This is a genomic window from Emticicia aquatica, assembly GCF_923079645.1.
Lineage (GTDB): Bacteria > Bacteroidota > Bacteroidia > Cytophagales > Spirosomataceae > Emticicia > Emticicia aquatica.
On the sequence record NZ_CAKLPY010000001.1, the window covers coordinates 1408648 to 1432337 of the forward strand.

General features: G+C 32.7%; 23 protein-coding genes. 11 read left to right on the top strand and 12 right to left on the bottom strand.

Annotated elements, in window-relative coordinates; translation table 11 throughout:
* The first annotated feature begins 12 nt into the window (after positions 1-12).
* Positions 13-1539: a 3-coathanger stack domain-containing protein gene (locus MJQ71_RS06095; protein ID WP_238805482.1), complete on the top strand. Its 1527-nt coding sequence runs from the start codon at positions 13-15 to the stop codon at positions 1537-1539.
* A 64-nt stretch (positions 1540-1603) separates the two neighbouring features.
* Here MJQ71_RS06095 and MJQ71_RS06100 read toward each other — a convergent pair whose 3' ends face one another.
* Both MJQ71_RS06100 and MJQ71_RS06105 read right to left on the bottom strand, forming a co-directional pair.
* Positions 1604-2164: a 50S ribosomal protein L25/general stress protein Ctc gene (locus MJQ71_RS06100; protein ID WP_238805483.1), complete on the bottom strand. Its 561-nt coding sequence runs from the start codon at positions 2162-2164 to the stop codon at positions 1604-1606.
* 85 nt (positions 2165-2249) lie between these two features.
* On the bottom strand, positions 2250-3200 hold the full coding sequence (locus MJQ71_RS06105) for a ribose-phosphate pyrophosphokinase (RefSeq protein ID WP_238805484.1): 951 nt from the start codon (positions 3198-3200) through the stop codon (positions 2250-2252).
* Between the two features lie 154 nt (positions 3201-3354).
* On the opposite strand from MJQ71_RS06105, the gene MJQ71_RS06110 reads away from it, so the two are divergent.
* From MJQ71_RS06110 to MJQ71_RS06130, 5 genes are all read left to right on the top strand, one after another.
* A complete protein-coding gene (locus MJQ71_RS06110; protein ID WP_238805486.1) occupies positions 3355-3717 on the top strand; it encodes a hypothetical protein in 363 nt (120 codons plus the stop codon).
* 58 nt (positions 3718-3775) lie between these two features.
* Entirely contained in the window at positions 3776-4315 is a 540-nt protein-coding gene (locus MJQ71_RS06115; RefSeq protein ID WP_238805487.1) for a hypothetical protein, read from the top strand.
* A gap of 102 nt (positions 4316-4417) precedes the next feature.
* A complete protein-coding gene (locus MJQ71_RS06120) occupies positions 4418-6589 on the top strand; it encodes a TonB-dependent receptor (protein ID WP_238805488.1) in 2172 nt (723 codons plus the stop codon).
* Between the two features lie 125 nt (positions 6590-6714).
* Positions 6715-7305 (top strand): RNA polymerase sigma factor, encoded by a 591-nt coding sequence (locus MJQ71_RS06125; protein WP_238805489.1) that lies wholly within the window; start codon positions 6715-6717, stop codon positions 7303-7305.
* Entirely contained in the window at positions 7305-8513 is a 1209-nt protein-coding gene (locus MJQ71_RS06130; protein WP_238805490.1) for a hypothetical protein, read from the top strand. Before MJQ71_RS06125 ends, MJQ71_RS06130 begins: the two co-directional genes overlap by 1 nt.
* Here MJQ71_RS06130 and MJQ71_RS06135 read toward each other — a convergent pair.
* Complete coding sequence (locus MJQ71_RS06135) at positions 8510-10069, bottom strand: S8 family serine peptidase (RefSeq protein ID WP_238805491.1); 1560 nt, start codon at positions 10067-10069, stop codon at positions 8510-8512. The genes MJQ71_RS06130 and MJQ71_RS06135 overlap by 4 nt on opposite strands.
* Positions 10070-10127: 58 nt before the next feature.
* Here MJQ71_RS06135 and MJQ71_RS06140 point away from each other — a divergent pair, with 58 nt between their 5' ends.
* Both MJQ71_RS06140 and MJQ71_RS06145 read left to right on the top strand, forming a co-directional pair.
* Positions 10128-11414 carry an aminopeptidase P N-terminal domain-containing protein gene (locus tag MJQ71_RS06140; RefSeq protein WP_238805492.1) on the top strand — a complete coding sequence of 429 codons (1287 nt, stop codon included), beginning with the start codon at positions 10128-10130 and terminating at the stop codon, positions 11412-11414.
* A 154-nt stretch (positions 11415-11568) separates the two neighbouring features.
* Positions 11569-12387, top strand: a complete 819-nt coding sequence (locus MJQ71_RS06145) for an N-acetylmuramoyl-L-alanine amidase-like domain-containing protein (protein ID WP_238805494.1) — start codon at positions 11569-11571, stop codon at positions 12385-12387.
* Here MJQ71_RS06145 and MJQ71_RS06150 read toward each other — a convergent pair.
* Both MJQ71_RS06150 and MJQ71_RS06155 read right to left on the bottom strand, forming a co-directional pair.
* Positions 12379-13641: a metal-dependent hydrolase family protein gene (locus MJQ71_RS06150; protein ID WP_238805496.1), complete on the bottom strand. Its 1263-nt coding sequence runs from the start codon at positions 13639-13641 to the stop codon at positions 12379-12381. The two genes, MJQ71_RS06145 and MJQ71_RS06150, sit on opposite strands and share 9 nt — an antisense overlap.
* A 10-nt stretch (positions 13642-13651) precedes the next feature.
* Positions 13652-13822, bottom strand: a complete 171-nt coding sequence (locus tag MJQ71_RS06155) for a hypothetical protein (protein WP_238805498.1) — start codon at positions 13820-13822, stop codon at positions 13652-13654.
* A gap of 102 nt (positions 13823-13924) precedes the next feature.
* Here MJQ71_RS06155 and MJQ71_RS06160 point away from each other — a divergent pair, with 102 nt between their 5' ends.
* Together MJQ71_RS06160 and MJQ71_RS06165 are read left to right on the top strand one after the other, a co-directional pair.
* The gene (locus MJQ71_RS06160) at positions 13925-14431 is read left to right on the top strand and encodes a uridine kinase family protein (protein WP_238805500.1); all 507 of its coding nucleotides are present in this window, start codon (positions 13925-13927) and stop codon (positions 14429-14431) included.
* 94 nt (positions 14432-14525) lie between these two features.
* Positions 14526-15404 (top strand): bifunctional 5,10-methylenetetrahydrofolate dehydrogenase/5,10-methenyltetrahydrofolate cyclohydrolase, encoded by an 879-nt coding sequence (locus MJQ71_RS06165; protein ID WP_238805501.1) that lies wholly within the window; start codon positions 14526-14528, stop codon positions 15402-15404.
* A gap of 40 nt (positions 15405-15444) precedes the next feature.
* Here the strand turns inward: MJQ71_RS06165 and MJQ71_RS06170 are convergent, their stop codons facing one another.
* From MJQ71_RS06170 to MJQ71_RS06180, 3 genes are all read right to left on the bottom strand, one after another.
* Entirely contained in the window at positions 15445-15633 is a 189-nt protein-coding gene (locus MJQ71_RS06170; RefSeq protein WP_238805503.1) for a T9SS type A sorting domain-containing protein, read from the bottom strand.
* 97 nt (positions 15634-15730) lie between these two features.
* The gene (locus tag MJQ71_RS06175; protein WP_238805505.1) at positions 15731-17200 is read right to left on the bottom strand and encodes a capsule assembly Wzi family protein; all 1470 of its coding nucleotides are present in this window, start codon (positions 17198-17200) and stop codon (positions 15731-15733) included.
* Between the two features lie 40 nt (positions 17201-17240).
* The gene (locus MJQ71_RS06180; protein ID WP_238805507.1) at positions 17241-18479 is read right to left on the bottom strand and encodes a DUF819 family protein; all 1239 of its coding nucleotides are present in this window, start codon (positions 18477-18479) and stop codon (positions 17241-17243) included.
* 576 nt (positions 18480-19055) lie between these two features.
* Between MJQ71_RS06180 and MJQ71_RS06185 the strand changes: the two genes are divergently transcribed.
* Positions 19056-19520 carry an Lrp/AsnC ligand binding domain-containing protein gene (locus MJQ71_RS06185; protein ID WP_238805509.1) on the top strand — a complete coding sequence of 155 codons (465 nt, stop codon included), beginning with the start codon at positions 19056-19058 and terminating at the stop codon, positions 19518-19520.
* A 30-nt stretch (positions 19521-19550) separates the two neighbouring features.
* On the opposite strand, the gene MJQ71_RS06190 is transcribed toward MJQ71_RS06185, so the two are convergent.
* The 4 genes from MJQ71_RS06190 to lpxB all read right to left on the bottom strand — a co-directional run bounded on the left by MJQ71_RS06190 (position 19551) and on the right by lpxB (position 23687).
* Positions 19551-20414 carry a DUF5694 domain-containing protein gene (locus MJQ71_RS06190; RefSeq protein WP_238805511.1) on the bottom strand — a complete coding sequence of 288 codons (864 nt, stop codon included), beginning with the start codon at positions 20412-20414 and terminating at the stop codon, positions 19551-19553.
* Between the two features lie 80 nt (positions 20415-20494).
* Positions 20495-21940 (bottom strand): Fe-S cluster assembly protein SufB, encoded by a 1446-nt coding sequence (gene sufB, locus MJQ71_RS06195; RefSeq protein ID WP_238805521.1) that lies wholly within the window; start codon positions 21938-21940, stop codon positions 20495-20497.
* A gap of 129 nt (positions 21941-22069) precedes the next feature.
* Entirely contained in the window at positions 22070-22561 is a 492-nt protein-coding gene (locus tag MJQ71_RS06200) for a hypothetical protein (protein ID WP_238805522.1), read from the bottom strand.
* A gap of 13 nt (positions 22562-22574) precedes the next feature.
* The gene (gene lpxB / locus MJQ71_RS06205) at positions 22575-23687 is read right to left on the bottom strand and encodes a lipid-A-disaccharide synthase (protein WP_238805523.1); all 1113 of its coding nucleotides are present in this window, start codon (positions 23685-23687) and stop codon (positions 22575-22577) included.
* Between the last annotated feature and the right edge of the window lie 3 nt (positions 23688-23690).

Genomic DNA, 23690 nt, shown 5'->3' on the forward strand with positions numbered 1-23690 from the left:
ATTTAAAATCTCATGCAATATAAAAACATACATATTATATTAACCCATTTTCTATTCTTTCTTGCATACACAGATGTTAACGCTCAAACTCCATCCATTTTATGGCAAAAAAATTATGGTGGTAGTTTATATGACAAAGCTGAGTCAATCATTGAAACAAAAGATGGCAATTATGTCATTGCTGGTCATTCACAATCTAATGATTTTGACCTTACTTTTAATCATGGGAATTACGATTGCTGGGTCGTTAAAATCAATAATATTGGAAATATTGTTTGGAAAAAGTCTTTTGGTGGCTCAAATAACGATTTTTTTAGAACAATCATTCAGACTCCTGATGATGGTTTTTTGTGTATCGGTGAAACCAATTCTAGTGATGGTGACATCAATCATCCAATCGGTCAAATTGACTTGTGGGTCGTAAAACTCAATAACTTAGGCAATATTATTTGGCAAAAAAATTATGGTGGCAATTCAAATGATATAGGTTTCTCAGCGTGTTTATCAACTGATGGAAACTATATTGTTGCAGGAAATGAAGAATCAAATAATCCATACATTCCTGATAATAAAGGTCTTATGGATTTTTGGGTATTAAAAATTGATACGCTAGGAAATATCATTTGGCAAAAAAATTTCGGCGGTAGTGAGAATGAATACCTAAGATCCATCAAAAATACCACTGATGGAGGATTCATTTTATCTGGCAATTCTAAATCCACTGATGGCAACATTAGTAATAATTTTGGGGGACTTGATATTTGGGTTTTGAAAGTTGATAATAGCGGAAATTTACTTTGGCAAAATAATTTTGGGGGAACTAAAGATGACTATTCAAAGAATATTATTGAAGATAAAGATGGCAATTTTGTTGTTGTTGGTGAAACCTTTTCATTCGATAATGACTCAGAAGAAAATCATAGTGCTGCTCAAGAAAGAGACTTTTTAGTAGTAAAAATCAATAATTTAGGTCAAAAAATTTGGAGTAGATGCTTTGGTGGTAGCGGAAATGAATACGCTCGTTCAGTGCTTCAATCCAATGATGGACAATTCATCGTTGTTGGCGAGTCTTACTCTAACGACGGGCAAGCACCCAATAATCATGGAGATGCCGATTTTTGGCTAATTAAAATCAATCAATTAGATGGAAATTTAGTTTGGCAAAAAACTTTTGGAGGCAAAGGACATGATGAACCAAATTCAATAGTTGAGACTTTTGATAACAGCCTTATTATTGTGGGAAACTCAGCTCAACCAATCGGTAACGGAGATGTAACTCAAAACTATGGTGATGATGATTTTTGGGTGATTAAATTAAAAAATAATGAGTGTTCAAATAATCTAAGTTTCGAGAAAAACATTCCGTTTGGAGAATATAATTTCAAATCGCAAGAAAACATCAATTCTAAAGTCAAAATACTAAGTAATTCTTCAAAAGTAATTTATTCATCTGGTAAAAGTATTCAATTGAACAACGGCTTTTCAACAACAAATGGTTCAGTATTTGAAGCTAAAATTGAAGGTTGTTTCAACGAATAATAAAAAAAATAACGGACTGATTATCAGTCCGTTAAATCTATTAGCAACAAGTAAAATCAAATTATTATTGACCACGCAATGCACGAGGAATTGCAATTACAGCTACTGGATTGCTCGCAGAATCTAAAATTTTAACACCTTCGATTTGAGCAATAGCCGAAACCTTAACTGATTTACCTAAATCTAAATCTTTGATATCAATATTGATATAATCAGGGATATTTTTTGCTGGTCCTTGGATATGCAATTTTTGCATTTTTTGAACCAATTTACCCCCTTTCTTTTGACCTTCTGATGGGCCATGTAATTTGATTGGCACTTTCACTTTGATAACTTTATCAGGCGTAATTTCCAAGAAATCAGCGTGGATAATTTCATCATTTGTTGGATGGAATTGAGAATCCTGTAAAATTCCAGTATATTCTTTTCCTTCAATGTTGATATTTACTTCATAAACATCAGGCGTAAAAAGCAACGCACGGAATAAATAAGTTGGTACGTAGAATGATACTTGTTCAGCACCTCCATACAACACACATGGAACCATTCCTTGACCACGTAATTCCTGCGAAGCAGTGCGGCCGAGATTCGCTCTGTTATACCCTACAATCTCAGTTTTTTTCATATTTTTTTTCTCCACAACTCTCAAACAGGAGTATTTTAAGTGTAAATTATACCTAGAGAGTTTATTATAAGTATAATTATTAGGCTTAAAGGCCTAAAATTTGTTGGTTATTTATAAATAAAGTGCTAATAGACCCATTGTCACGAATTCTGCCAATAGCTTTTCCGAATAATTCGGCAACTGACAGAACTTTGATTTTTTCATTGATTTGACGCAAAGGAATTGAATCGGTAACGACTAATTCGGTCAAAACTGAATTTGAAATATTTTCGTTGGCTTTACCTGACAAAACTGGATGTGTACAAAACGCTCTTACTGATTTTGCTCCTTTAGCTAAAATCAATTCAGCCGCTTTACAAATCGTCCCACCTGTATCAATTAAATCATCAACTAAAATAACGTCTGCTCCTTCAACATCACCAATCAACTGCATTGATGCAATTTCATTAGCTTTCTTACGATGTTTGTCACAAATAACAATATCAGCATCAAAATACGAGGCAAATTTTCGACAACGTGAAACACCTCCAACATCGGGAGATGCAAATTTGATATTTTGTAGATTTTGAGCTTTTAAATAAGGAACAAAAACCGAAATACCTTCTAGATGGTCAACTGGAATATCGAAAAATCCTTGAATTTGCCCTGCATGTAAATCCATTGTCATGACTCTGTCCGCTCCTGCGGCTGTGAGCATATTGGCAATTAATTTAGCTGCAATCCCAACTCTTGGCTTGTCTTTTCTGTCTTGGCGAGCATATCCGAAATATGGAATTACTGCACAAACATAATGGGCCGAAGCACGACGAGCAGCATCAATGAGCATCAAAAGCTCCATGATATTATCGCTCGGTGGGAAAGTTGATTGAACGATGAAAACATCGCAGCCACGTACGGACTCATCAAAACTGACTGAAATTTCACTGTCGGCAAAACGGTTGATGCTCACACCTCCCAAATCCTTACCGTAATAATCTGCAACTCGGCTTGCCAAATAATTTGATGACGTGCCTGAAAATATCTTAACTTCTGCCATGTTATTGGTTATGTCTCGAAAAGAAAGTGCAAAGGTACTCTTTTTGCTTAAAAAAACATACTTAACCTTGAATATTTTCTGATTTTTTACATAGATTTGCAATATTCATGGATTTATAATCTCTTTCACCATGATCAATAAAAGATTAAAGCTGATGCAATTGTCGTTAGTGGACGAAGTTCCAGAGTTAAATAAAATATTCTTTTTAGATGTTTTTGCCGAATCATATTTTGATTCGAGTAAAAAAAGAATGCGTCTTAATACCATAAATGGACAAAATATTCCGTGTAATTTGAAAGTTAGTTGTCCAACAAAATTAGTTTCCAATTACCCTGAAGGAACAATTTTCAAATTAGACGCAAGGCTGGTTCGTAGAGGAGAAGGGCATCATCCCTACTTTATTGCGGTCAATCGCAACAATATGCAAAGAGCTTTGGAGTTTTTTGATTATAATTTAAAAGTGCAAAATGGGTTTGATTATATCATGACTAAAAAGAAAAAAAAGGCTTCCAAATAATTGTAAAAAAGGATTATCGATTAAATATTTTAGCCTTACTTTTACCAATACACGCTTCATGAAAAAACTTTTCTCTTTGATTTTTCTTTCAATAACTTTACTTAAAATTGGTGGCTTTATTGCCATTTTAAGCATTGAAAGAGAAATTATCAGAGAAAAAGCCTTATCAAAAATTGCAAACGAAATACCTTCTAAAGATTTAACTTGCATTGTTGCCAATGCTCAAAATCAACATAAGTTTGAATGGGAAGAGGATGAAAAAGAATTTTGGTTTGAAGGACAATTATTTGATATTGTTGAAATCAAAGTAAAGAATGGTATAAAATCTTACTACTGTATTGCTGACAAAAATGAGCAATTAATCATTGCTAAAATCGAGAAACTAAGTGCAGGATTTGGGTCAAATTCACCAATAAACAACTCTACAAAAGATTTTTTATTGGTTCTTTTTCAACCTACAATTGTTAACAGTCCATATTCTCCTAATTTTAATATTTTTTTTTATTCTTCATTGATTAAATTCGATAAAAAGAACAGTTTTTATTCTTCTTCCCATATTTTCAAATTGCTTGAGCCGCCTCAAAGTTTTATGATTTAATGAACTAAAATATTTCTCATTCAATATTTTGAATTGAGTGTATTTTTATTCCGTATTGGCTACGGAGATGTTTCTTTATTGTAAAAATCAAACAATATTTTCATGAAAAAAATAATTATTTTAATATATCTATGTTCAATTGCCGCATTTTCTTTCGCTCAAGAAAACACTAAAAATCTTGATGAAGTAATTGTAAAAGAAAAAAGAAAAACGGCAAAAGAAAGAAGTGAGTTTAAAAGACACGCTCAAACGGTGGAAGCACTAACTGAAGAAGAATTAAACAGGAATAATCCAGCTTTTATCGAACAAAGTTTAGGAACAATGGCTGGTGTTCAGGTTGATAAAAGAACGCAGTTAGGTGGACAACGTATTGTCATTCGTGGTTATGGTAACGACCAAAAATTTAATAACTGGGGCATAAAAGCCTATTATAATGGCATTCCGATTTCGACAGCCGATGGTGTTACAATTTTAGATGATATTGATTTTTCTTCGGTTAATAACATCGAAGTTATTAAAGGACCTGCTGCAACGATGTACGGCGGCGGCGTTGGCGGAGTTGCTCGTTTTTATCTTAAACCATCCGATGAAAAAGGAGTTTCGTTGACCGAAAAAGCTGTGGTTGGTTCTTTTGGTCTTTTACAATCAAATACTCGAATTGACATTGTCAATGATAGTTCAGCTATGTTTCTTAGTTATGGACATTTACAATCAAATGGATATAGACCTCGTGGGAATAGTTTGAAAAATAATTTGACATACATGGGCGAATTTAAACTCACAAAGAAACAAACCATAATTGCATATTTGAGTCATAATTACTCACACGAAGGAGTGACTGGTCAAATATCTTATGCGGATTATTACGCAGGAATTGACAATGGAAATCCAGCCTATGCTAAAAAGAATGCAAGAAATGATATTTTAGCAACTCGATTTGCGTTAACGCATCAATACGCTTTTTCAAATAAATTTAGTAATAATACTTCAATTTTTTACTCAAATCAAGATTTTAAAAGAGTTGCGGCGGGTGCAGATGAATCTAGTTTAAATCCAAATTTTGGTTTAAGGTCAGTTTTCAATATTAAATCAAAAGTTAACGAAAATTCTAACAACGAACTGAATATTGGAACTGAAATTCAGCAATCTAGGTCACTAATCTCAAATTATCGTTTTTTAGGAACTGATGATGCCAATCCTTTAAAAGTACAGGATATTTCAAAAGGCTCATATTTCAAATATATTACTAATCAGAATTCATTTTTTGTACATAATCGAACAAATTTCAATAAATACGATTTAGCTTTAATTTTGGGCGTAAGTGCCAATCACCTAGATTATAATCGTACTGATTTATTAGCTCCACTTGGTTTAGTAACGGGTTATAATAAAGATTTATCGTTTACAAAATCTTTTACAACCTCAATAAACCCTCATATTGCATTGCAAAAAACAATAAAAAAACAAATTATTAATTTAAGCTACAGCGAAGGTTACAACGCCCCAACCGCTAGTACAGCATTTATTGGAACAATCAATAAAGCTAATGATGATTTGTTACCAGAAAAAGCTCGTATGTGGGATTTAGGAATGCAAGGTCTTTTGTTAAACAACAAATTAGATTATCAAGTATCGTTGTTTAATATTGACATTACCAATAAACTTACGCAACTTTCTGGTGTTATTCCTACTGGTGGTACCTACACGTATTTTGCGAATACAGGAAATCAACGTAATAGGGGATTAGAATTAAGTTTAGGTTATTTAATTATTCCAGGAAATGGTGAAGGAGTAATTAAAAAAATTGAACCTTTCTTAAATCTTTCAAGCTATAACTTTAGATACACCGATTTCAAAACAAAATTTGGTAGTAATATTGTAGATTATTCTGATAAAAATGTCGTGGGAGTGCCAAAAACCAAATACACCGCTGGTCTAGATATTGTGTTAAAATCTGGATTGTATCTCAATAATACTTTCAATTTCATGGGTGATGTTTATACTGATTTTGCAAACGCCAATAAAGTAAAAAGTTATTCGCTTCTAAATAGTAAACTCGGATATAGACATGTTACTCCAAAAGTAGATTTTGATATTTATTTTGCAGGAAATAACCTGACTAATCAAGTGAATTATACTTTCTTGTTTTTAGGAAATAATATCAGTGACGTTGACCCAGGTAATGGCTATCCAGCAAACGTAACAACAGATGTTAATCCTGGACCAAGTAAAGCTTATTATTTTGGAGGAATAACTGTGAAATACAAGTTTTAAGATTAACACCAAGTTTAGTCAAAGTGTTTTGTACTTTTGGCTTTGCTAGAAATTATATAATTTTAACAGCGTTTTAACGGAAAATTTACGTCATGGTGATAAAGTTCATCAAACGTAAATTTTCCGTGATTACAGCAACTACCGAAATTTACTTCAAAACCTTAACTAGAAAGCAGCTATTGACCGCAAATAGTTTGATGGAAGTTATCGCCGATTGCCTAAAAGGCAAAGAAAGTGCCATGAAAAAATTCTATGAGCATTTTCACGGATATGCTTTGTCGGTATGTTTGAGTTATTGCGAAAATAGAGATGATGCTTTAGAAATAATGAACGATGGCTTTCTGAAAATTTTCAAAAACTTAGATAAAATTGAAAATATTGACAGAATAAAACCTTGGCTAAGGCGAATAATGGTTAATGTAGCAATCGACCATTTTCGTAAGAATGTTAAAAATCAAACTAGCCAACTCCCAGAAAATATTATTGAATCAAATTTTGGTGATGTATCTGTTTATGCAAAACTTTCTTCGGAAGATATTATGCAGGCAGTACAAAGTTTACCAACAAATTACCGATTAGTTTTTAATCTCTATGCTATTGAAGGTTATTCGCACAAAGAAATTGGAGAAATGCTCAAAATTGCTGAAAGTACTTCTCGTGCAAACTTATCTTTAGCTAATGGAATGCTTCGTGAGAAGCTAAAAAAAATGTTGTAATGAAGCAAGAAGAAGAAAATTTCCATCGATTAATTAGGGAAAAACTTGAGGGTTTTAGTCCTAAAAAATCTCCTGATGATTGGAAGAGTATGAGGCGTAAAATGTTAATTAACAAAACTTTACGCTACCTCTACCCTACTTTAGGCTTGCTTGCATTAAGTTTAGTATTCGTTATCTTGAATGATTCTCCAGTTGTAGAATATTATATGAGTGGAAGGCCTATTTCCCTGAATAAAAAAGATAACATAACTGAAACGAAAGTTACAAATACAGATAAATCAAAAGAAAAAAAATCTATCTCTTTGAAAGAAGAATTAATAGAACCTAATAAGATTAAAAATGAGAATCCTGTTTTTCCCGAACTATTTAATGAAGCACAAGATTACAATCAAAATGACATAACTGAGGTAAAACTCGCAAAAATCACTAATAAAAGACTCATATTTAAGGAAACACACAGCCAAGATTTAGCTGAAAAAGAAATCAGGTTTATGTCTTCTAGTGCGGTTTCAATGAGTGATAAAATTTCGAGAGTGCGAGAATTGGGCAAAACTTACGAATTAACATCATACGATGCTCTTGATAGAAATATTGATAAATGGAAAAATATCGTCATTGTGTGTGATATTACATCAAGCATGTTTCCATACACAACGCAGGTATTCGATTGGATGAATGAAAATACAGAAAACACATCCATTAAAGGCATTGTGTTTTTTACTGATTGTGATAGTCTAGGCCGTCAAACAAGAGGAAAAATTCCAGGAAAAATGTTTTCTGTAAGAAAAAGAGATGAACTTCTGCTTTGGGATACCATGTTTGCTGCTATTAATAATACTGAAAACAACAAAGACAAGCCAGAAAATAATATTGAAGCGTTACTTTACGCACAAAAGCATTTTCCTGATGCTGATGAATTTGTTTTAATTGCGGACAATAGCAGTCAAGTAAAAGATATGCGTTTGTTATCAAAAGTTAAGAAGAAGGTACACGTAATTCTTTGTGGAGAAACCTATGAAAAAAACTTAGCTTTTCAGTCTGATTATGTTCAAATTGTTAAGAAAACGAATGGTTCAATTCATACTTTAGAAGATGACATCGAAAATATTTCAAAAGTTAAAGAAATGAGCCTCGTACGTGTTGGAAATATATATTTCCGTTTTCATAAGGGTAAATTTTATACAACCAAGTTTTTAACCCGACCTTAATTTGACGTTTTCCAAATAACTTCGACGACCTCATCATGCGTTATAACGGTCGTTTGTTTCACTTGAGCATTACGTTTTAAGACAATAAAGTTATATTTTGCTTTCATAGACTCCTGAGAAACGACAATCGAGGGAGTTTTTTTATTAAAAACAACGGCAATTTCTCCAATAGTCATTGGTATTTCAATTTGTTTTTCACTTTCAGAAACTTCGATTGTTCTTGTTTGACTTTCACTTTCTTTCTTGCTAATTAAATTCAATGCTTTTCTTGCACTAGGCACACCAAAACCAATAAAATTATTGCCAAAAGGATATAAATTTCCTGATTTTTCAAGAATATTTCTAATATCTTTATTTGATATATTTGGATTAGATTGCATCAAACAAGCTACAAAACCTGTAATTACTGGTGCTGCAAGCGATGTCCCGAATAATGAAAAACAAGAAATATTAGGTTTTAAATAAGTCAAAAATTCAGGACCTATGCTGCTATATCCCATCTTCATTCCTAACTCGTTGGTTGCTCCAATCGCAATTACGCCATCAACATCTGCTGGAGTTGAAACTATTTTCCAACTGTTATCATCCCCCTCATTTCCTGCCGAAACAACCAAAACAATACCTTTTTCATCAACCGCCATTTTGGCAGCTCTGGCAATAACACTTGTTTTTCCATCCATTTGCTCAGGAGTATAACTTTCTTTAGGATTGGAGAATCCTTTTGCATACCCCAAAGAAGTATTAATCAGACGTACGCCGAGGCTGTCCATCCACTCCATTGCAGCCATCCAATTATCTTCTTCACCTCTAAATTCACGATTTCCACTATCGGTTCGAGCCAAATAAAAATTTGCATGAGTGGCCAATCCTAATTGATAATTTTCTTTGTAATGACGTCCCGTTATCGCATTCATAACTTCCGTTCCATGAAAATCGGAAGAAGTTTCTCTTTCTCCAAAAAAATCCATTTTCTTTGGGTTTACATAGTCTTTTGTTCCTAAAACAAGATTTTTCTCAAATAAATGACTCAATGTTTGTGTTTCTTTTGCACCATAAAAGCCTGCATCAATAACACCAATTGTAACTCCTTTCCCATTCAATCCCGCTTCCAAAAAATATTCGATTCCTATTTGTTTCATCACAAAATCAACCTTTAAATCATCAAAATTTGAATGCTTCAAATTTGTTTTTGATAAAACTAATTTGCTCTCAATTGGAATAACCTCTTTCACAAAACTAAGATTTTGCAATTGCTTTATTTGTTCAATATTCAGATTTGCAGAAATTGCATTCAACCATTTAGATTTTATAATCGGCTGAATATCAATATTCTGCAAAAAAACAATGTAGTTTTTATTTAAAGGCAAATCTGAAATTTGATGCTCGGATAAACCTAAGTTTCTACGATTTTGCTTGCATTTTTCGGAGATTTCTGCCTTTTCAGATAAGTTTTTATCCGTAAATATTATCCAGTATTTGCTTTTTTGAGCGTACGAATTCAATGAAAAAAAAGTAATAATAATTAAATTCGTTAAAATTAGTCTGATTCGTATCATTCGAGTGCTATAATTTATAATTTCGCAAATATTCCAAAAAACTATTAAAAAAACGACGATGCGTTACGAAAAAATTGATTCGCATTTATTTATTTCTAATCGTGAAAGATTGTGTACATTGTTGAAACCCAATTCAATGGTGATTGTACATTCAAATGATGTTTTGCCTTCAAATGCTGATGGGACTTTGGGTTTCCGTCAAAATAACGATATTTTTTATTTAACAGGTATTGACCAAGAGGAAAGTATGTTAGTACTTTTCCCAGATTTTCCAGATGAAAAATTCAGAGAAATTCTATTTATTCGTGAAACAAGTGAACACATTAAAATTTGGGAAGGTGAAAAACTTTCAAAACGAGAAGCGAGTGCAACTTCGGGTATCGAAAAAATAGTTTGGATAAGCAATTTTGAAGCAATTTTACGAAAATTGATTTTTTTAGCCGAACAAGTTTACTTAAACCTCAATGAGCACGATGGAGGTGATTGGAGTTTTCAAAGTCGAGAACGTAGATTTATAAATGAGTTTAAACACAAATTTCCACTTCACAAAATTGAAAGATTAGCCCCTTTAATGCATCAACTCAGGGTGATAAAACAGCCAATAGAAATCGAATTGATTAAAAAAGCAATTGAGATTACAGGCAAAGGTTTTGTCAGAATGGCAAAATATTTAAAGCCAAACATTGCAGAATTTGAGTTAGAAGCTGAACTAACACACGAATTTTTAATGAATCGTTCGAGAGGGCATGCTTTTGCACCTATTTTAGCTTCGGGCGAAAGTGCCTGCGTTTTACATTATGTAACAAATAATAATCAATGTCAAAATGGTGATGTAATTTTGATGGATTTTGGTGCAGAATATGCCAATTACAATGCTGACATTACTCGATGTTTGCCTGTTAATGGTCACTTTTCTGTTCGACAAAAACAAGTTTATCAGGCGGTTTTGAATGTAATGAAAGCTGCAAAAACAATGCTTGTTGTAGGAAATACGATGGAAAATCTAAGAAAATCGACTGGAAAGGTGATGGAAATAGAACTGATAAAACTCGGTTTATTGACACAAAATGAAGTTGATAATCAACTCGAAGATGCTCCTCATTATAAAAAATATTTTCCTCATGGAATTTCACATCATTTAGGACTTGATGTGCATGATGTTGGCAATCGTTATGAAGTTTTCAAGGCTGGAATGGTTTTTACTTGCGAACCTGGCATTTATATCGAAGAAGAAAAGCTTGGAATTAGACTTGAAAATGACATTTTAATTACTGAAAATGGTAATATTGATTTAATGTCAAATATTCCGATTGAAGTGAATGAAATTGAGCTTTTAATGCATTGAAAAATAATAGGAAAGGTTATCATTAATCTATATAAATTTCGTTTACTTTGCAAAATTGGTTGAACAATGAGCAAATTTCAATCAGATTATACAATAATATTTTATCTAATTTTATTGTATAATCTCTTTTGGATAATAAATAAAGCCTTTTCTAATGAATAAATCAGTTAAAAGTATCATTTTCTTTTTTATAATTATTACCAATTCGTTTGCACAAAATGCCGATGAATTAGTTTTTGCACAAAAAATAAAACTGTCTAAAAGAGATTCAAAAGCACAAACAGCAATGATTATTGCTAAAAGTTTTATCGGTCAACCATATAAAGCTGGGACATTAGATGCCAATTCAAAAGAGCAATTAGTTTGTAATTTAAGAGATTTTGATTGTTGGACTTTTGTTGAAAATGTTACCGCAATGACATTAGTTCGACATGGAGAAAAACCAACTTACGAAAAATTTAATGAGCAATTAAAAAATTTGAGATACCGAAAAGGGGAAATAAATGGTTATGCATCTAGATTACATTATTTCAAAGAATGGATGATTCAAACTGAAGATAACAATATTGCTCAGGAAATGACCCAATTGCTTGGTGGTATTGAGTCGAATGGTGGCATTAATTTTATGACTATTCATCGAGAACTTTATTCAAAACTTAAAGATAACGAAACCTTCTCTGCCATTGAAAAAGCCCAAAAGAAGTTAAATGAATATGATTTTTTCTATATTCCGAAAAATAAAGTAGCCAAAATTGAGTCTGAAATACAAGATGGTGATATCATCGGAATAACTTCGGCTGTTGATGGTTTAGACTTTAATCATGAAGGTTTTGCAATCAAACAAAATGGAAGAATTCATCTTCTTCATGCTTCATATGAACAAAAAAAAGTAATAATTTCTCCAGAACCACTAACTGATTATCTAAATCGAATTAAAAAACATGCTGGAATAACTGTTTTGAGATTACTTTAATTCAACTAAAATCCCATTTTTATAAACTTTTTTAACATTCCGAATATCAGAAATTGTTTGTGCTGGATTTCCTTCTACAATTAATAAATCTGCTAATAATCCTTTTTTTAGTCTTCCAACTTCATTATTGATATGAAAAGCATCCGCGTTGATACTTGTTGCAGTTTTCAAGGCGTCAATTGGCTGCATTCCATAATCAACTAACATTTCTAGTTCACGGGCATTATCGCCGTGAGCAAAAACGCCAACATCTCCACCAAAACAAATCTTAACTCCAGCTTCAGTAGCTTGTTTAAAAGACAATCTCTTTTTGGTTATACGCTCTGGCTCTTGTTCAAATCCTTTTTTCCAACCTCGATACTGACTAATTGCATCACCAGCCGCCAATGTTGGACAAAGACAAACATTATTTTCTACCATTAATTTCCATATTTCTGGCGTCCCGTTATCGCCATGTTCAATCGTTTCAACACCTCCTAAAATTGCCCTTCTCATTCCTTCCGCAGTTGAAGCATGAGCAACAGTTGGGCGGCCAGCACTTTTGGCAGTTTCAACAATCAATTTTATCTCTTCAATCGAAAAAGTTGGAGCTGCTTCACCTCTTAATCCCCAACGATAATCGGCATAAATTTTAATTACATCTGCCCCTCTTCCAATCTGATTTCTAACCTTTTTAATCAAATCATCGTGTCCATCAGCCTCCTCCGCTCCTTGCGGGACTTTTATATCTGGCGAAAAGTTTTTAGGTGCGTAGCTTCCCGTTGCAATCAAAGCTTTGGTAGCAATTAATAATTTAGGACCTAAAATAAGGCCATCATCTATTGCTTTTTTCAAGCCAACATCATCAAATTCGGCACCTTCTGTACCCAAATCACGGGCAGTTGTAAAACCAGCTTTTAGTGTTTTTTCAGCATGGACAACCGCTCTAGCGGTTCGATAAGAACGGGCTTCTTTCAGCACTTGGTCGTCCCAAGGGGTTTCGTTATAAGGATGCAAAAAAAGATGGGTATGACCTTCTATCAAACCTGGTAAAAGAGTACAGTTTTTTAGCTCAACAATTTTCGCATCTTTAGTGATATTTTTATCGATAATCGACTGACTATCAATCAATTCTATTTTATTTTCTTTTATTAAAACACCATATTTTTCTAAAATTTTTTCTCCATCAAAAACCCTTTCTGGACGTAAATAAGTAATATTTTGAGCTATCAAAACATTGGATATTAAAACAAAAAAAACAATCAAAAAACGCATATTTTATCAATTAACTATTCTTAAATCTTTTTAAGCCCACAATTCCAATAACAATAAATAATAAACCCATTACAGTATTTACTGTTGAAACTCCTTGTGAAAACAATTTCATCACCAATAGCAAAATTCCACATGCAATTGCTACATAACTAGAATAAAATGAAAGTTTATTTTTATCCATTTTTTAAGGTTTTTTATATTTTGACATAAATATAATCAAATTTATTTTTCTTTGTAACAGAATTACCCATTTGCAAAAGGCATAATTTATTTAAAAAACAGCATGATTATTGGAATAGGTGGCGTTAGTCGTTCAGGAAAAAGTACATTGGCCAATTTATTGGTAACACATTTTCGTAAAAATGGAAAAAAGGCAATTATTTTCCATCAGGATGATTTTGTTTTTCCTGAAACTCAAATTCCAAAAATAAAAAATAAAACCGACTGGGAATCGCCACAATCAATTGATTTTGAGCTTTATAAAGAAGTGGTAGAATTGTTCAAAACTCGATTTGACGTAGTGATTGCAGAAGGATTATTTGCTTTTTATGACGATAATATGAATGAATTATATGATAAAAAATTTCATGTAAAAATTTCAAAACGTACTTTTTTAATTCGTCGAGCAATGGATATTCGTTGGGGCTACGAACCTACTTGGTTTATCGACCATGTGTGGCAATCATTTTTAAAATATGGCAAACCCAAAAAAGAACTAAAAAAAGTTGTTTCAGTAAGTGGTGAAGATGAATTTGATATGGAAAAAGTAATCAAAACTCTTAACCATTAAGCAAAAACATTGAGATTAATAATGAATATTTCATTTCTTATTTGACTTTTGTCAAAATTAGCAGACCTTTGTGTTTTCATCAAAATATTTCTCCATGACAATCATAGATGGCAAATTAATTTCGGCTCAAGTAAAACAAGAATTAAAGCTAGAAGTTGAAAAACAAAAAGCAAATGGCGGAAAAATACCACATTTAGCTGCAATTTTGGTCGGTGACAATGGTGCAAGCGAAACTTATGTGGCTAGCAAAATTAAGTCTTGCGAAGAAATTGGTTTTAAATCAACGCTCATTCGTCGAGATTCAAGTACAACTGAAGAAGAAATATTAGAAATAATCGAACAACTCAATCATGACGATGATATTGATGGATTTATTGTTCAACTACCGTTACCGCAACAAATCAATGTTGATAAAGTAATTGAAGCCATTGACCCAAGAAAAGACGTTGATGGTTTTCATCCAATCAATATTGGTCGAATGGCAAAAGGACTTCCTGCTTATATTTCAGCAACCCCTTTTGGCGTTTTAGAACTTATCAAACGATACAATATCGAAACTGCAGGAAAACACTGTGTGGTAGTTGGAAGAAGTCAAATAGTAGGTTTACCAATGAGTATTTTGATGCAAAGAAATACTTATCCAGGAAACTGTACAGTTTCATTGGTGCATAGCAAAACCAAGAATTTAGCCGAAATAACGCGTCAAGCAGATATTTTGATTGCTGCCTTAGGAAAACCAGAATTTATTACAGCAGAAATGGTCAAAGATGGAGCAGTTGTAATTGATGTGGGTTTGACAAGAGTAGTTGATTCAAGCAAAAAAAGTGGGTTTGCTCTAAAAGGAGATGTAAAATTTGATGAAGTTGCACCAAAATGCAGTTTCATTACGCCAGTTCCTGGTGGAGTTGGTTTAATGACTGTTGCTGCTTTAATGTATAATACCTTGCTTTCTGCAAGAAGAGAAATTTATTAATTATATGATTGGTGGTATGAAATTCATACCACCAATCATATTAATTATTTATACAAAATTGATGCGTAATTGCTTTTCCTTGAGGTAATTCTAACTCAACGTAATAAATCCCGCCTTTAAGTTTTTCTACATCAAAACCATGCTGTGAACTTGCTTCTAAGTTTAGCATTTGAAGCACTTGCCCTTGTGCATCTTTCAAATATATTTTAGTTTTTATTTCAGGTATCATAATTAGGAATTTCAAATGTGTTTTAAACAAAAGACGAAACTTAGACCCAAAGATGTTGCATAAGTTTAGTTAAAATAAAAAATATTTGGGTATTTCTTTACCATTTTTTGATGATAGAAACATAACTACCATAATTATCTTTTATCAAATCGCCGTGATCTACAGAAACATTTACGTTTAAATCTGCTTTCAAACGTTTTAATGGAATAATTGTATTAACTGAATAGGAAACTTGGTCAACAGGAATAATCACTTTTCCTAATAGACTTGTATTTCCAAAATTTCTACTATACGATAATCTATTTGAAAAAGTAATTATACCAATTTGGTTTAAAGTGGCTGCATAAAATGCCCAAATTCTATTATTATTAATAAAAACATTATCGTTTCCAAGTTTATTTTCACTCCGAATGTTTTGTTCAGGAGTTAAAAATGGTGTTCCAATTGTACGTCTATTATAAGACCAACCATCAAAATATTGTTGGTGATTAAACAAAAAACTTTCTTCGTTCGGGTGTCTATCAGGCAAACCAAGCAATCGTCCCGCAGCAGCAACATAACGCCCTTGATTCTTTGTAAATAGATATTCAAACACAATTTTTTTAAATGACGATTCTGGTTTTGGCGTGAAACTCATTCCATACAGGCCATCATCCGTGTTGGTTAAGCCAAATAATTGCCCGTCGTCAAATAAAAATTGCCTATATAGTAACAATTTGCTTTTGGCAAATTTAAACTCTGCGGCTGCATCAACCGAACCAAGTTGATTGCCAAAATGATTGGTTGTCTCAAAAGAATTGTACTTTGCATAGTTAGAAGAATTTTTCCATAAACCTTTGAATGGAAAAACAACATTTCCATAGACAAACCAATCGGCAGGAAATTTTCCATTTAATAGTCTGTTATCGTCTGGTAATAAGTTGTTTTTGGGTTCTCCACCCCACGTTACATGATGAATTATTCCTCCATAAAGATTAACTTTAGAAGTTGGTTTTCCGAGTCTTAGAAACAAAGATTTTTGATGAAGATAATAATCTTTAGCATATTTTTGATTGCCAAACCAACCATGAGAAAAAGTTGCCTTATAACTCAACCATTTAAAAAAAAGCTTTGAATAATTTGGCATTCCAATTTGAACTTTTGGAATTGGCATAGAGTTTCCAGACCAAGAAACTGACCCCGAAGAAAGCATTGTGTCAATCAAACCAAAAATTTCTTTTCTTCTACCCATATAAACTTCAAATTTCCCCAATTTTGTACATAAAAAAGCTTCTGGCAATAGAAATAGCGGTTGTTTACCAAGAATAGTTACTACCTCAAAACCATAATCAAACTTGAAAAATCTGTTGAGGGTATCTTTTTGTGTTTTAATACTTTGGCGGCACAAGAAAGCAGGAAGGTCAGTTGGTATGCTTCCATATTGATTGGCACTTTGCCAAAACGGCAATTTGTTATTGATTGAAAAATAGCTTCCTACTTCAAAACGGTAATCAAATTTTTTAGGTGGATTTTGTTGAGCATTGACTTTTATTGTCAAACAAATCAACAGCATATATACGATTTTCATAATTGCTCAATTTTGAATGTAAAACAAGCAAAAACAATGCCTAAGTAGAAAGCCACTGCATCATTAGCCCCGTTAAATAACCACAATATGTGCCTATTGCGTTTCCGAGAATCGCTAATAACACACCAATTGGAGCCAAGGAAGGGTTAAAAGCAGCCGCCACAACTGAGGCTGAAGCAACACCTCCAACATTGGCTTGTGAACCAACCGCTGTAAAGAAAAATGGTGCTTTTACGAGATAGGAAGCAATTATTGTAAAAATTGCATGAGTAAGAATCCAAATCAAACCAACTAAAAACAACATCGGATTTTTAAACGCTTCGAAAATATGTAGCTGCATACCAATCGTTGCAATTAGAAAATATAAAAATAACGTTCCGATTTTTGAGCCACCAAATTTTTCAAGACTACGCACTTTCGTATTTGAAAGTATAAAACCCGATAACGAAGCAACTGTTACAATCCAAAAAGATTTTGATGCCAAACTATAAGCTTTCAAATTTGGATAATTGCTTTCAATATATGGAGCTACATTATCTGCCACCAAATGTGATAAACCAGTAATACCAAAACCGACTGCTAATAATAAAAACAACTCTTGAAAAGAAGGATTTTTTTGTTTTCCAGTTTCAAATTCGACTCTATCTTGAATTGCTTTAATAACGCTTGCATCAGCTTTCATTTTTTTATCAATAATGGCGGCCTTTCCAACAAAATAAAGTAATAAACCTAGCCAAAGTTCAGCAAAAAGTACATCTATAACACTTGTTTGAGCAAAAACTGCTGGTGAAGGTTGAAATATTTCTTTTAAAGCTAATTGGTTGGCATTTCCTCCAGTCCAACTTCCTGCAATTGTTGCCAATCCACGCCATATTTCTTCTCCATTTTGTCCTAAAAAACTAGGGTCAATCAATTTACCAATCCAAATCCCTAGCGGGCCACCAACCATCACACCTAATGCTCCAGCAAAAAAAACAAAAAGTGCTTTTCCACCCAATTGCTTAATTGATTGAATATCAATGCTTAATGTAAAAAAAACGAGACAGGTTGGTAGAAAATATCGAGAAGCTGTTTCATCCAATTGAGAATCTGCCGCAGAAATAATATTAAAAGAGCTTAATAATCCAGGAATAAAAAAACAGAGTAGAATGGAAGGAACTATTTTATAAAATTTTTCAAATGATTTGAGTGATGTAGAATAAAAAATCAGAGCTAATGTAGCCATCAAAATACCTAAAACTACGGCATCATTTGTAAAAAAAGCGGTTTCGGGAGTCATTATTTGCAATTAGAATTTGTATAGATTACAAAGTAAAGAATTCTGAAGAGCAAACAAAATTTAACGTAAATATTAGACAAAAAAAACACGCAAACCTCAATTTGGGATTGCGTGTCGCAATTACACTTCATCAACAAACTAAAAACCAAATAATATTTTTACTAAGCAAAAATACTCAAAAAAAAAGTATGAAAGAAATTTATTAAGTAAAATATTCTTTCACACTTTTAAATTGTATGCTGTAAGAGGGGGAGTCGAACCGCCCACGGTGTAGTTAGCCACAGTACAAATTTGGTGGTCAATCCCAGTCGACTAGAAAAGTCCGGCATTATGCTGCGTTTATCCTATATTCACCACCCCCGAGACAGGAGGGCATGGCTGCCAATTTCATCACCTTACAATGAGAATCAAAACAAAAAATTAAATTGTTGAACTGTCCTTCTCTTATTTTGATGCTACAAAGTTAATACAAAAAACATATACATTGCAAATATTTCATAAAAAATTAATAATATTTACATATTTCATAATTTATGTGTATATTTATTATTATTTTCATAATATTACACATTTAAAATGGAGAAAAATTTAGAAATTGATAAAACCGATTTGAAAATTTTATCATTGCTCATGCAAGATGCGAAAATGCCATATACAGCAATTGGCGAAAAAATCTTTGTTTCGGGAGGAACGGTTCACGTCAGAATGAATAAAATGGAAGAAATGGGCGTTGTTAAAGGTTCACAACTTATTATTGACCCCATAAAACTTGGCTGGGATATTAGTGCTTTTTTAGGGATTTACCTTGATAAAAGTGAATTGTATGATACAGTTGCAGACCAATTGGAAGGAATTCCAGAAGTTGTAAGTATAAACTATACAACGGGACAATATAGTATTTTTGTCAAAATCGTTTGCCGAGATACGCAACACCTACGAGAAGTACTTCATGATAAAATTCAAAAAGTTGGTGGTATTCAAAGGACAGAAACATTCATTTCGCTCGAAGAAAGATTTAATAGACCAATACCACTGATTTAGTTTTTTTGTAATTTCTGATTAGACCTATTGCTATTTTTCCAAAATTGTTTTAATATCTACCACCTCAAAATATGGATGAGTTTTAATCATATCTTTCAAGATTTGTACATGGCCTCCACCAATGATAACTAATAATTTTCGGTCATAAGGACTTACACTTGTAAGAATATTCTGCAATATTTTGGTATTTCTGAAATACTCTTTGGAAGTAAATTCAGCACCAAAACCGTTGGTGTTAGTATCCATCCAGCCAGTAATATTGAAATAATGCAAAGTGGAAATACTTTGCTCAGAATTTAAGTTTATTAAATGTTCTTTAAAAGGTAGTTTTTTCCAGTTTTCATAATTTGCTAAATATGTTTTGAAAGCTCTATTTACACTTGGATTTTTTGCAAAATAATCATCATAAGATGGTCGTTTTCGTTCTAATTCATGTGAAAAGAATGTCAAAAGCGTATCTATTTTATTTCGTGCAATACGCATTCCTATATTCAAATCTGGTTGAACATAGTTTACGCAAGTTACACCATTAGGATTATTTATTTTCTTGGCTAACTTTATTCCAATCTGAAAAATTTCATTGAATTCACTACTTTTTTCTTTTGGTTTAAAGCCATTCAAATAATTTTTATAAACATTGTTCCAATATGGTTGAGTATCAGGTGTATTTTCTACAAAAATTTTATCAGGCTTAAATTTTGCTAAGGCATCAACTACTTCTTGAACTTGATTTTGACGTTCAGCAGAAAGTAAATCATCAAAACCCCCTTTAACATAATCTGGCGTTTCACCCATGTGAAACACGCCCAAAAATGCTATTTGTACCCTCCCACTCTGTCCGAATGAAAGGAAAACATAAAAGAAGAAAATAACTGTAAGAGAAACTTTTTTCATTGGTTAGGAATTTAATCAAATATAAACAAAAAAGCTGCCAATAAAGCAGCTTTTTCAATCAATCGTACAAATATTTTTAGTTAACCTACACTACCTTCTAACGAAATTTCGAGTAGTTTTTGAGCTTCAACGGCAAACTCCATAGGTAATTGGTTTAACACCTCTTTTACATATCCATTAACAATTAAAGCAACGGCTTGCTCAGTTGGAATTCCCCTCTGATTACAGTAAAACAATTGGTCTTCGCCAATTTTAGAAGTTGTTGCCTCATGTTCAACTGAAGCTGAAGAGTTTTTTACCTCAATGTAAGGAAACGTATGAGCTCCACATCTATCTCCTAAAAGTAGAGAATCGCATTGCGAGAAATTACGGGCATTTTCAGCACGTTTTGAAATATCAACTAATCCACGGTAAGAGTTTTGACTTCTTCCAGCCGAAATACCTTTTGAAACGATTCTACTTTTGGTATTTTTCCCGATGTGAACCATTTTAGTACCAGTATCTGCTTGCTGCATATTATTAGTAACGGCAACAGAATAAAATTCACCAATCGAATTATCTCCACGTAGAATAACTGAAGGATATTTCCAAGTAATTGCTGAACCAGTTTCTACTTGAGTCCAAGATATTTTTGAATTATCTCCAAAACACAAACCACGTTTTGTAACAAAGTTATAAATTCCTCCTTTGCCATCTTTATCGCCTGGATACCAGTTCTGAACAGTTGAATATTTAACTTCGGCTCTTTCGTGAGCAAAAATTTCTACAACTGCTGCATGTAATTGGTTTTCATCTCGCATCGGAGCAGTACAACCTTCCAGATAACTTACATAAGAACCTTCATCTGCAACAATTAATGTACGCTCAAATTGACCAGTTCCCGCAGCATTTATTCTAAAATAAGTTGATAATTCCATTGGACAACGAACGCCTTTTGGAATATAACAAAATGAACCATCAGAAAAAACTGCTGCATTTAATGCGGCATAGTAATTATCTTTTACAGGAACAACTGAGCCCAAATATTTTTTTATTAATTCAGGATGTTCGTGAATCGCTTCAGAAATCGAACTAAAAATGATTCCTAACTCACCTAGTTTGACCTTAAAAGTGGTTGCAACTGAAACTGAGTCGATTACGGCATCAACAGCTACGCCTGAAAGGCGTTCTTGCTCTTTTAATGAAATCCCCAAACGTTCAAAAGTTCGACGTAGTTCGGGGTCAATTTCATCCAAGCTATTGATCACTTTTTGCTGTTTCGGTGCAGAATAATATTTAATACTCTGCAAATCTACTGGCTTATAGGAAACATTAGGCCAAGTTGGTTCGGTCATTGTTTGCCAAACTCTGAATGCACTCAAACGATATTCGAGCATCCATTCTGGCTCATTTTTTTTTGCAGAAAGCAATCGTATTACATCTTCATTCAAGCCCGCAGGAATTTCGTCTGCTTCAATATCAGTGTAAAATCCGTATTTGTATTCGGACGTTGTTAATTCTTCTAATAATTCTAAATCTTTGCTCATGCTATTGTTTTGCTTGATTTACTCTCTTATTTCTAACAAAGGAATATCAGTAAATGTTCGCAAATTTAGACTTAATATAAATAAGTTTTAAACAATTTTTAATTTTTGCTTATTTTGAAGCATAAATATTTACTTAACTGGTTCAAATGTAGCTGCAAATTGATACGTAACTCCGTTAACCGCAAGCGTTGTTTTTCCTACAAAAATATTTTCTGTAAGCTCAACAATATCAAATGTTGTATTGTTATATTCTTTACCAAGAAACGAAATTTTATCAATTGTAAATTGTGTTTCAGTGGCATTGAAACTCCAATTTGCTTTCAAAAGTAAATCTGGGTCTGCAGGATTACATTTTGTAGCACCTTCACGGAATTCGTATATTTTATTTGGAAAGAAAATAATTAAATTATCTACAATACATATTGGCTGGCTAATCACTAAGTCAATTGATAGACCTTGTGCGTTGGTCGCTTGTGCTTTGGTGTTTTTCCAAGTTTTTGAAACTGTACCTGCTAAAAGTTCAGTTTTAGTTTTCGGTGTCACTACTGTTTCACTTTTTTTGCATGAAAAAACGAAAGTGAGTGTTAATATTAAAGCAATTGATAAATTTTGAATTTTCATTTTTGTACAATTTTTATTTATAATTTTGAAGTATCTCCACAATACGTTTTCCTGTTTTTTCGGATGCACCAACAGTTCCTAAACTTTTCCTAACTTGGCTATAATCTTGCAAAACTTTGGTTCTTTTTTCAGAATCATCAATAATTAACGTTAATTCTTTGATTAAATTTTCTTTATTTAATTCATCTTGAATCAATTCTTTGACCACCTCTTTCTGAGCAACTAAATTGACTAATGAAATATACGGCACTTTGATTAATCTTTTGGCAATTTGAAAAGACAAATTGCTCGTTTTATAACAAACCACTTGCGGAACATCAAAAAGTGCGGTTTCTAAAGTTGCCGTTCCAGAAGTAACAAATGCAGCTTTACTAATTGATAGTAAATCATACGTTTGGTCAATTACTAAACGGATGTCATTCGCTAAAAATTGGCTATAAAAATCTATTGGCAAATTACTCACACCAGCAATAACATATTGATAATCAGGAAATTGCTTTTTAGTTGAAACCATTAAATTAAGCATTTTCTCTACTTCTTGCTTTCTACTTCCAGGTAAAAGGGCTATTATCTTTTTTCCTACTAACAGATTATTTTTCAAAAAATCGGCATTGGGTTGGAAAGAAGCAATAGCATCAAAAAGTGGATTTCCTACAAATTCAACCTCAAAATCAAATTTTTTAAAGAAGTCGACTTCAAATGGAAATATGACAAAAAGACGTTCGAGGTTTTTCTTCAAACTCCAAGCACGATTCTGATTCCACGCCCAAACTTTTGGTGAAATATAGTAAAAAACCTTATAGTTTTTCTTTTTGGCCCACTTCGCAATTCGCATATTAAAACCAGCATAATCAATCAAAACAATTGCATCTGGCTTGAGTAATTCAATTTCTCTCTGGCATTCTGAAATAAACCCTAAAATTTTTGTTAGATTTTTTATGACTTCCCAAAACCCCATAAAAGCAAGTTCACGGTAATGTTTGGTTATTTCAGCACCAGATTCTTGCATATAATCTCCACCCCAAGCTTTTATAACTGCCTGTGAATCAGCTTTTTTAATCGCTTTAATTAAATTCGATCCATGCAAATCACCAGAACGTTCACCCGCAATTATGAAGTATTTCATCTT

Coding starts and splice junctions, on each gene's coding strand:
- MJQ71_RS06155 (WP_238805498.1), bottom strand. CDS start 13,822: ATGGATAAAAATAAACTTTCATTTTATTCTAGTTATGTAGCAATTGCA.
- MJQ71_RS06180 (WP_238805507.1), bottom strand. CDS start 18,479: ATGACTCCCGAAACCGCTTTTTTTACAAATGATGCCGTAGTTTTAGGT.
- MJQ71_RS06185 (WP_238805509.1), top strand. CDS start 19,056: ATGGAGAAAAATTTAGAAATTGATAAAACCGATTTGAAAATTTTATCA.
- MJQ71_RS06120 (WP_238805488.1), top strand. CDS start 4,418: ATGAAAAAAATAATTATTTTAATATATCTATGTTCAATTGCCGCATTT.
- lpxB (WP_238805523.1), bottom strand. CDS start 23,687: ATGAAATACTTCATAATTGCGGGTGAACGTTCTGGTGATTTGCATGGA.
- MJQ71_RS06165 (WP_238805501.1), top strand. CDS start 14,526: ATGACAATCATAGATGGCAAATTAATTTCGGCTCAAGTAAAACAAGAA.
- MJQ71_RS06150 (WP_238805496.1), bottom strand. CDS start 13,641: ATGCGTTTTTTGATTGTTTTTTTTGTTTTAATATCCAATGTTTTGATA.
- MJQ71_RS06160 (WP_238805500.1), top strand. CDS start 13,925: ATGATTATTGGAATAGGTGGCGTTAGTCGTTCAGGAAAAAGTACATTG.
- MJQ71_RS06100 (WP_238805483.1), bottom strand. CDS start 2,164: ATGAAAAAAACTGAGATTGTAGGGTATAACAGAGCGAATCTCGGCCGC.
- MJQ71_RS06175 (WP_238805505.1), bottom strand. CDS start 17,200: ATGAAAATCGTATATATGCTGTTGATTTGTTTGACAATAAAAGTCAAT.
- MJQ71_RS06170 (WP_238805503.1), bottom strand. CDS start 15,633: ATGATACCTGAAATAAAAACTAAAATATATTTGAAAGATGCACAAGGG.
- MJQ71_RS06105 (WP_238805484.1), bottom strand. CDS start 3,200: ATGGCAGAAGTTAAGATATTTTCAGGCACGTCATCAAATTATTTGGCA.
- MJQ71_RS06190 (WP_238805511.1), bottom strand. CDS start 20,414: ATGAAAAAAGTTTCTCTTACAGTTATTTTCTTCTTTTATGTTTTCCTT.
- MJQ71_RS06135 (WP_238805491.1), bottom strand. CDS start 10,069: ATGATACGAATCAGACTAATTTTAACGAATTTAATTATTATTACTTTT.
- MJQ71_RS06140 (WP_238805492.1), top strand. CDS start 10,128: ATGCGTTACGAAAAAATTGATTCGCATTTATTTATTTCTAATCGTGAA.
- MJQ71_RS06200 (WP_238805522.1), bottom strand. CDS start 22,561: ATGAAAATTCAAAATTTATCAATTGCTTTAATATTAACACTCACTTTC.
- MJQ71_RS06110 (WP_238805486.1), top strand. CDS start 3,355: ATGCAATTGTCGTTAGTGGACGAAGTTCCAGAGTTAAATAAAATATTC.
- MJQ71_RS06095 (WP_238805482.1), top strand. CDS start 13: ATGCAATATAAAAACATACATATTATATTAACCCATTTTCTATTCTTT.
- MJQ71_RS06115 (WP_238805487.1), top strand. CDS start 3,776: ATGAAAAAACTTTTCTCTTTGATTTTTCTTTCAATAACTTTACTTAAA.
- MJQ71_RS06145 (WP_238805494.1), top strand. CDS start 11,569: ATGAATAAATCAGTTAAAAGTATCATTTTCTTTTTTATAATTATTACC.
- MJQ71_RS06130 (WP_238805490.1), top strand. CDS start 7,305: ATGAAGCAAGAAGAAGAAAATTTCCATCGATTAATTAGGGAAAAACTT.
- sufB (WP_238805521.1), bottom strand. CDS start 21,940: ATGAGCAAAGATTTAGAATTATTAGAAGAATTAACAACGTCCGAATAC.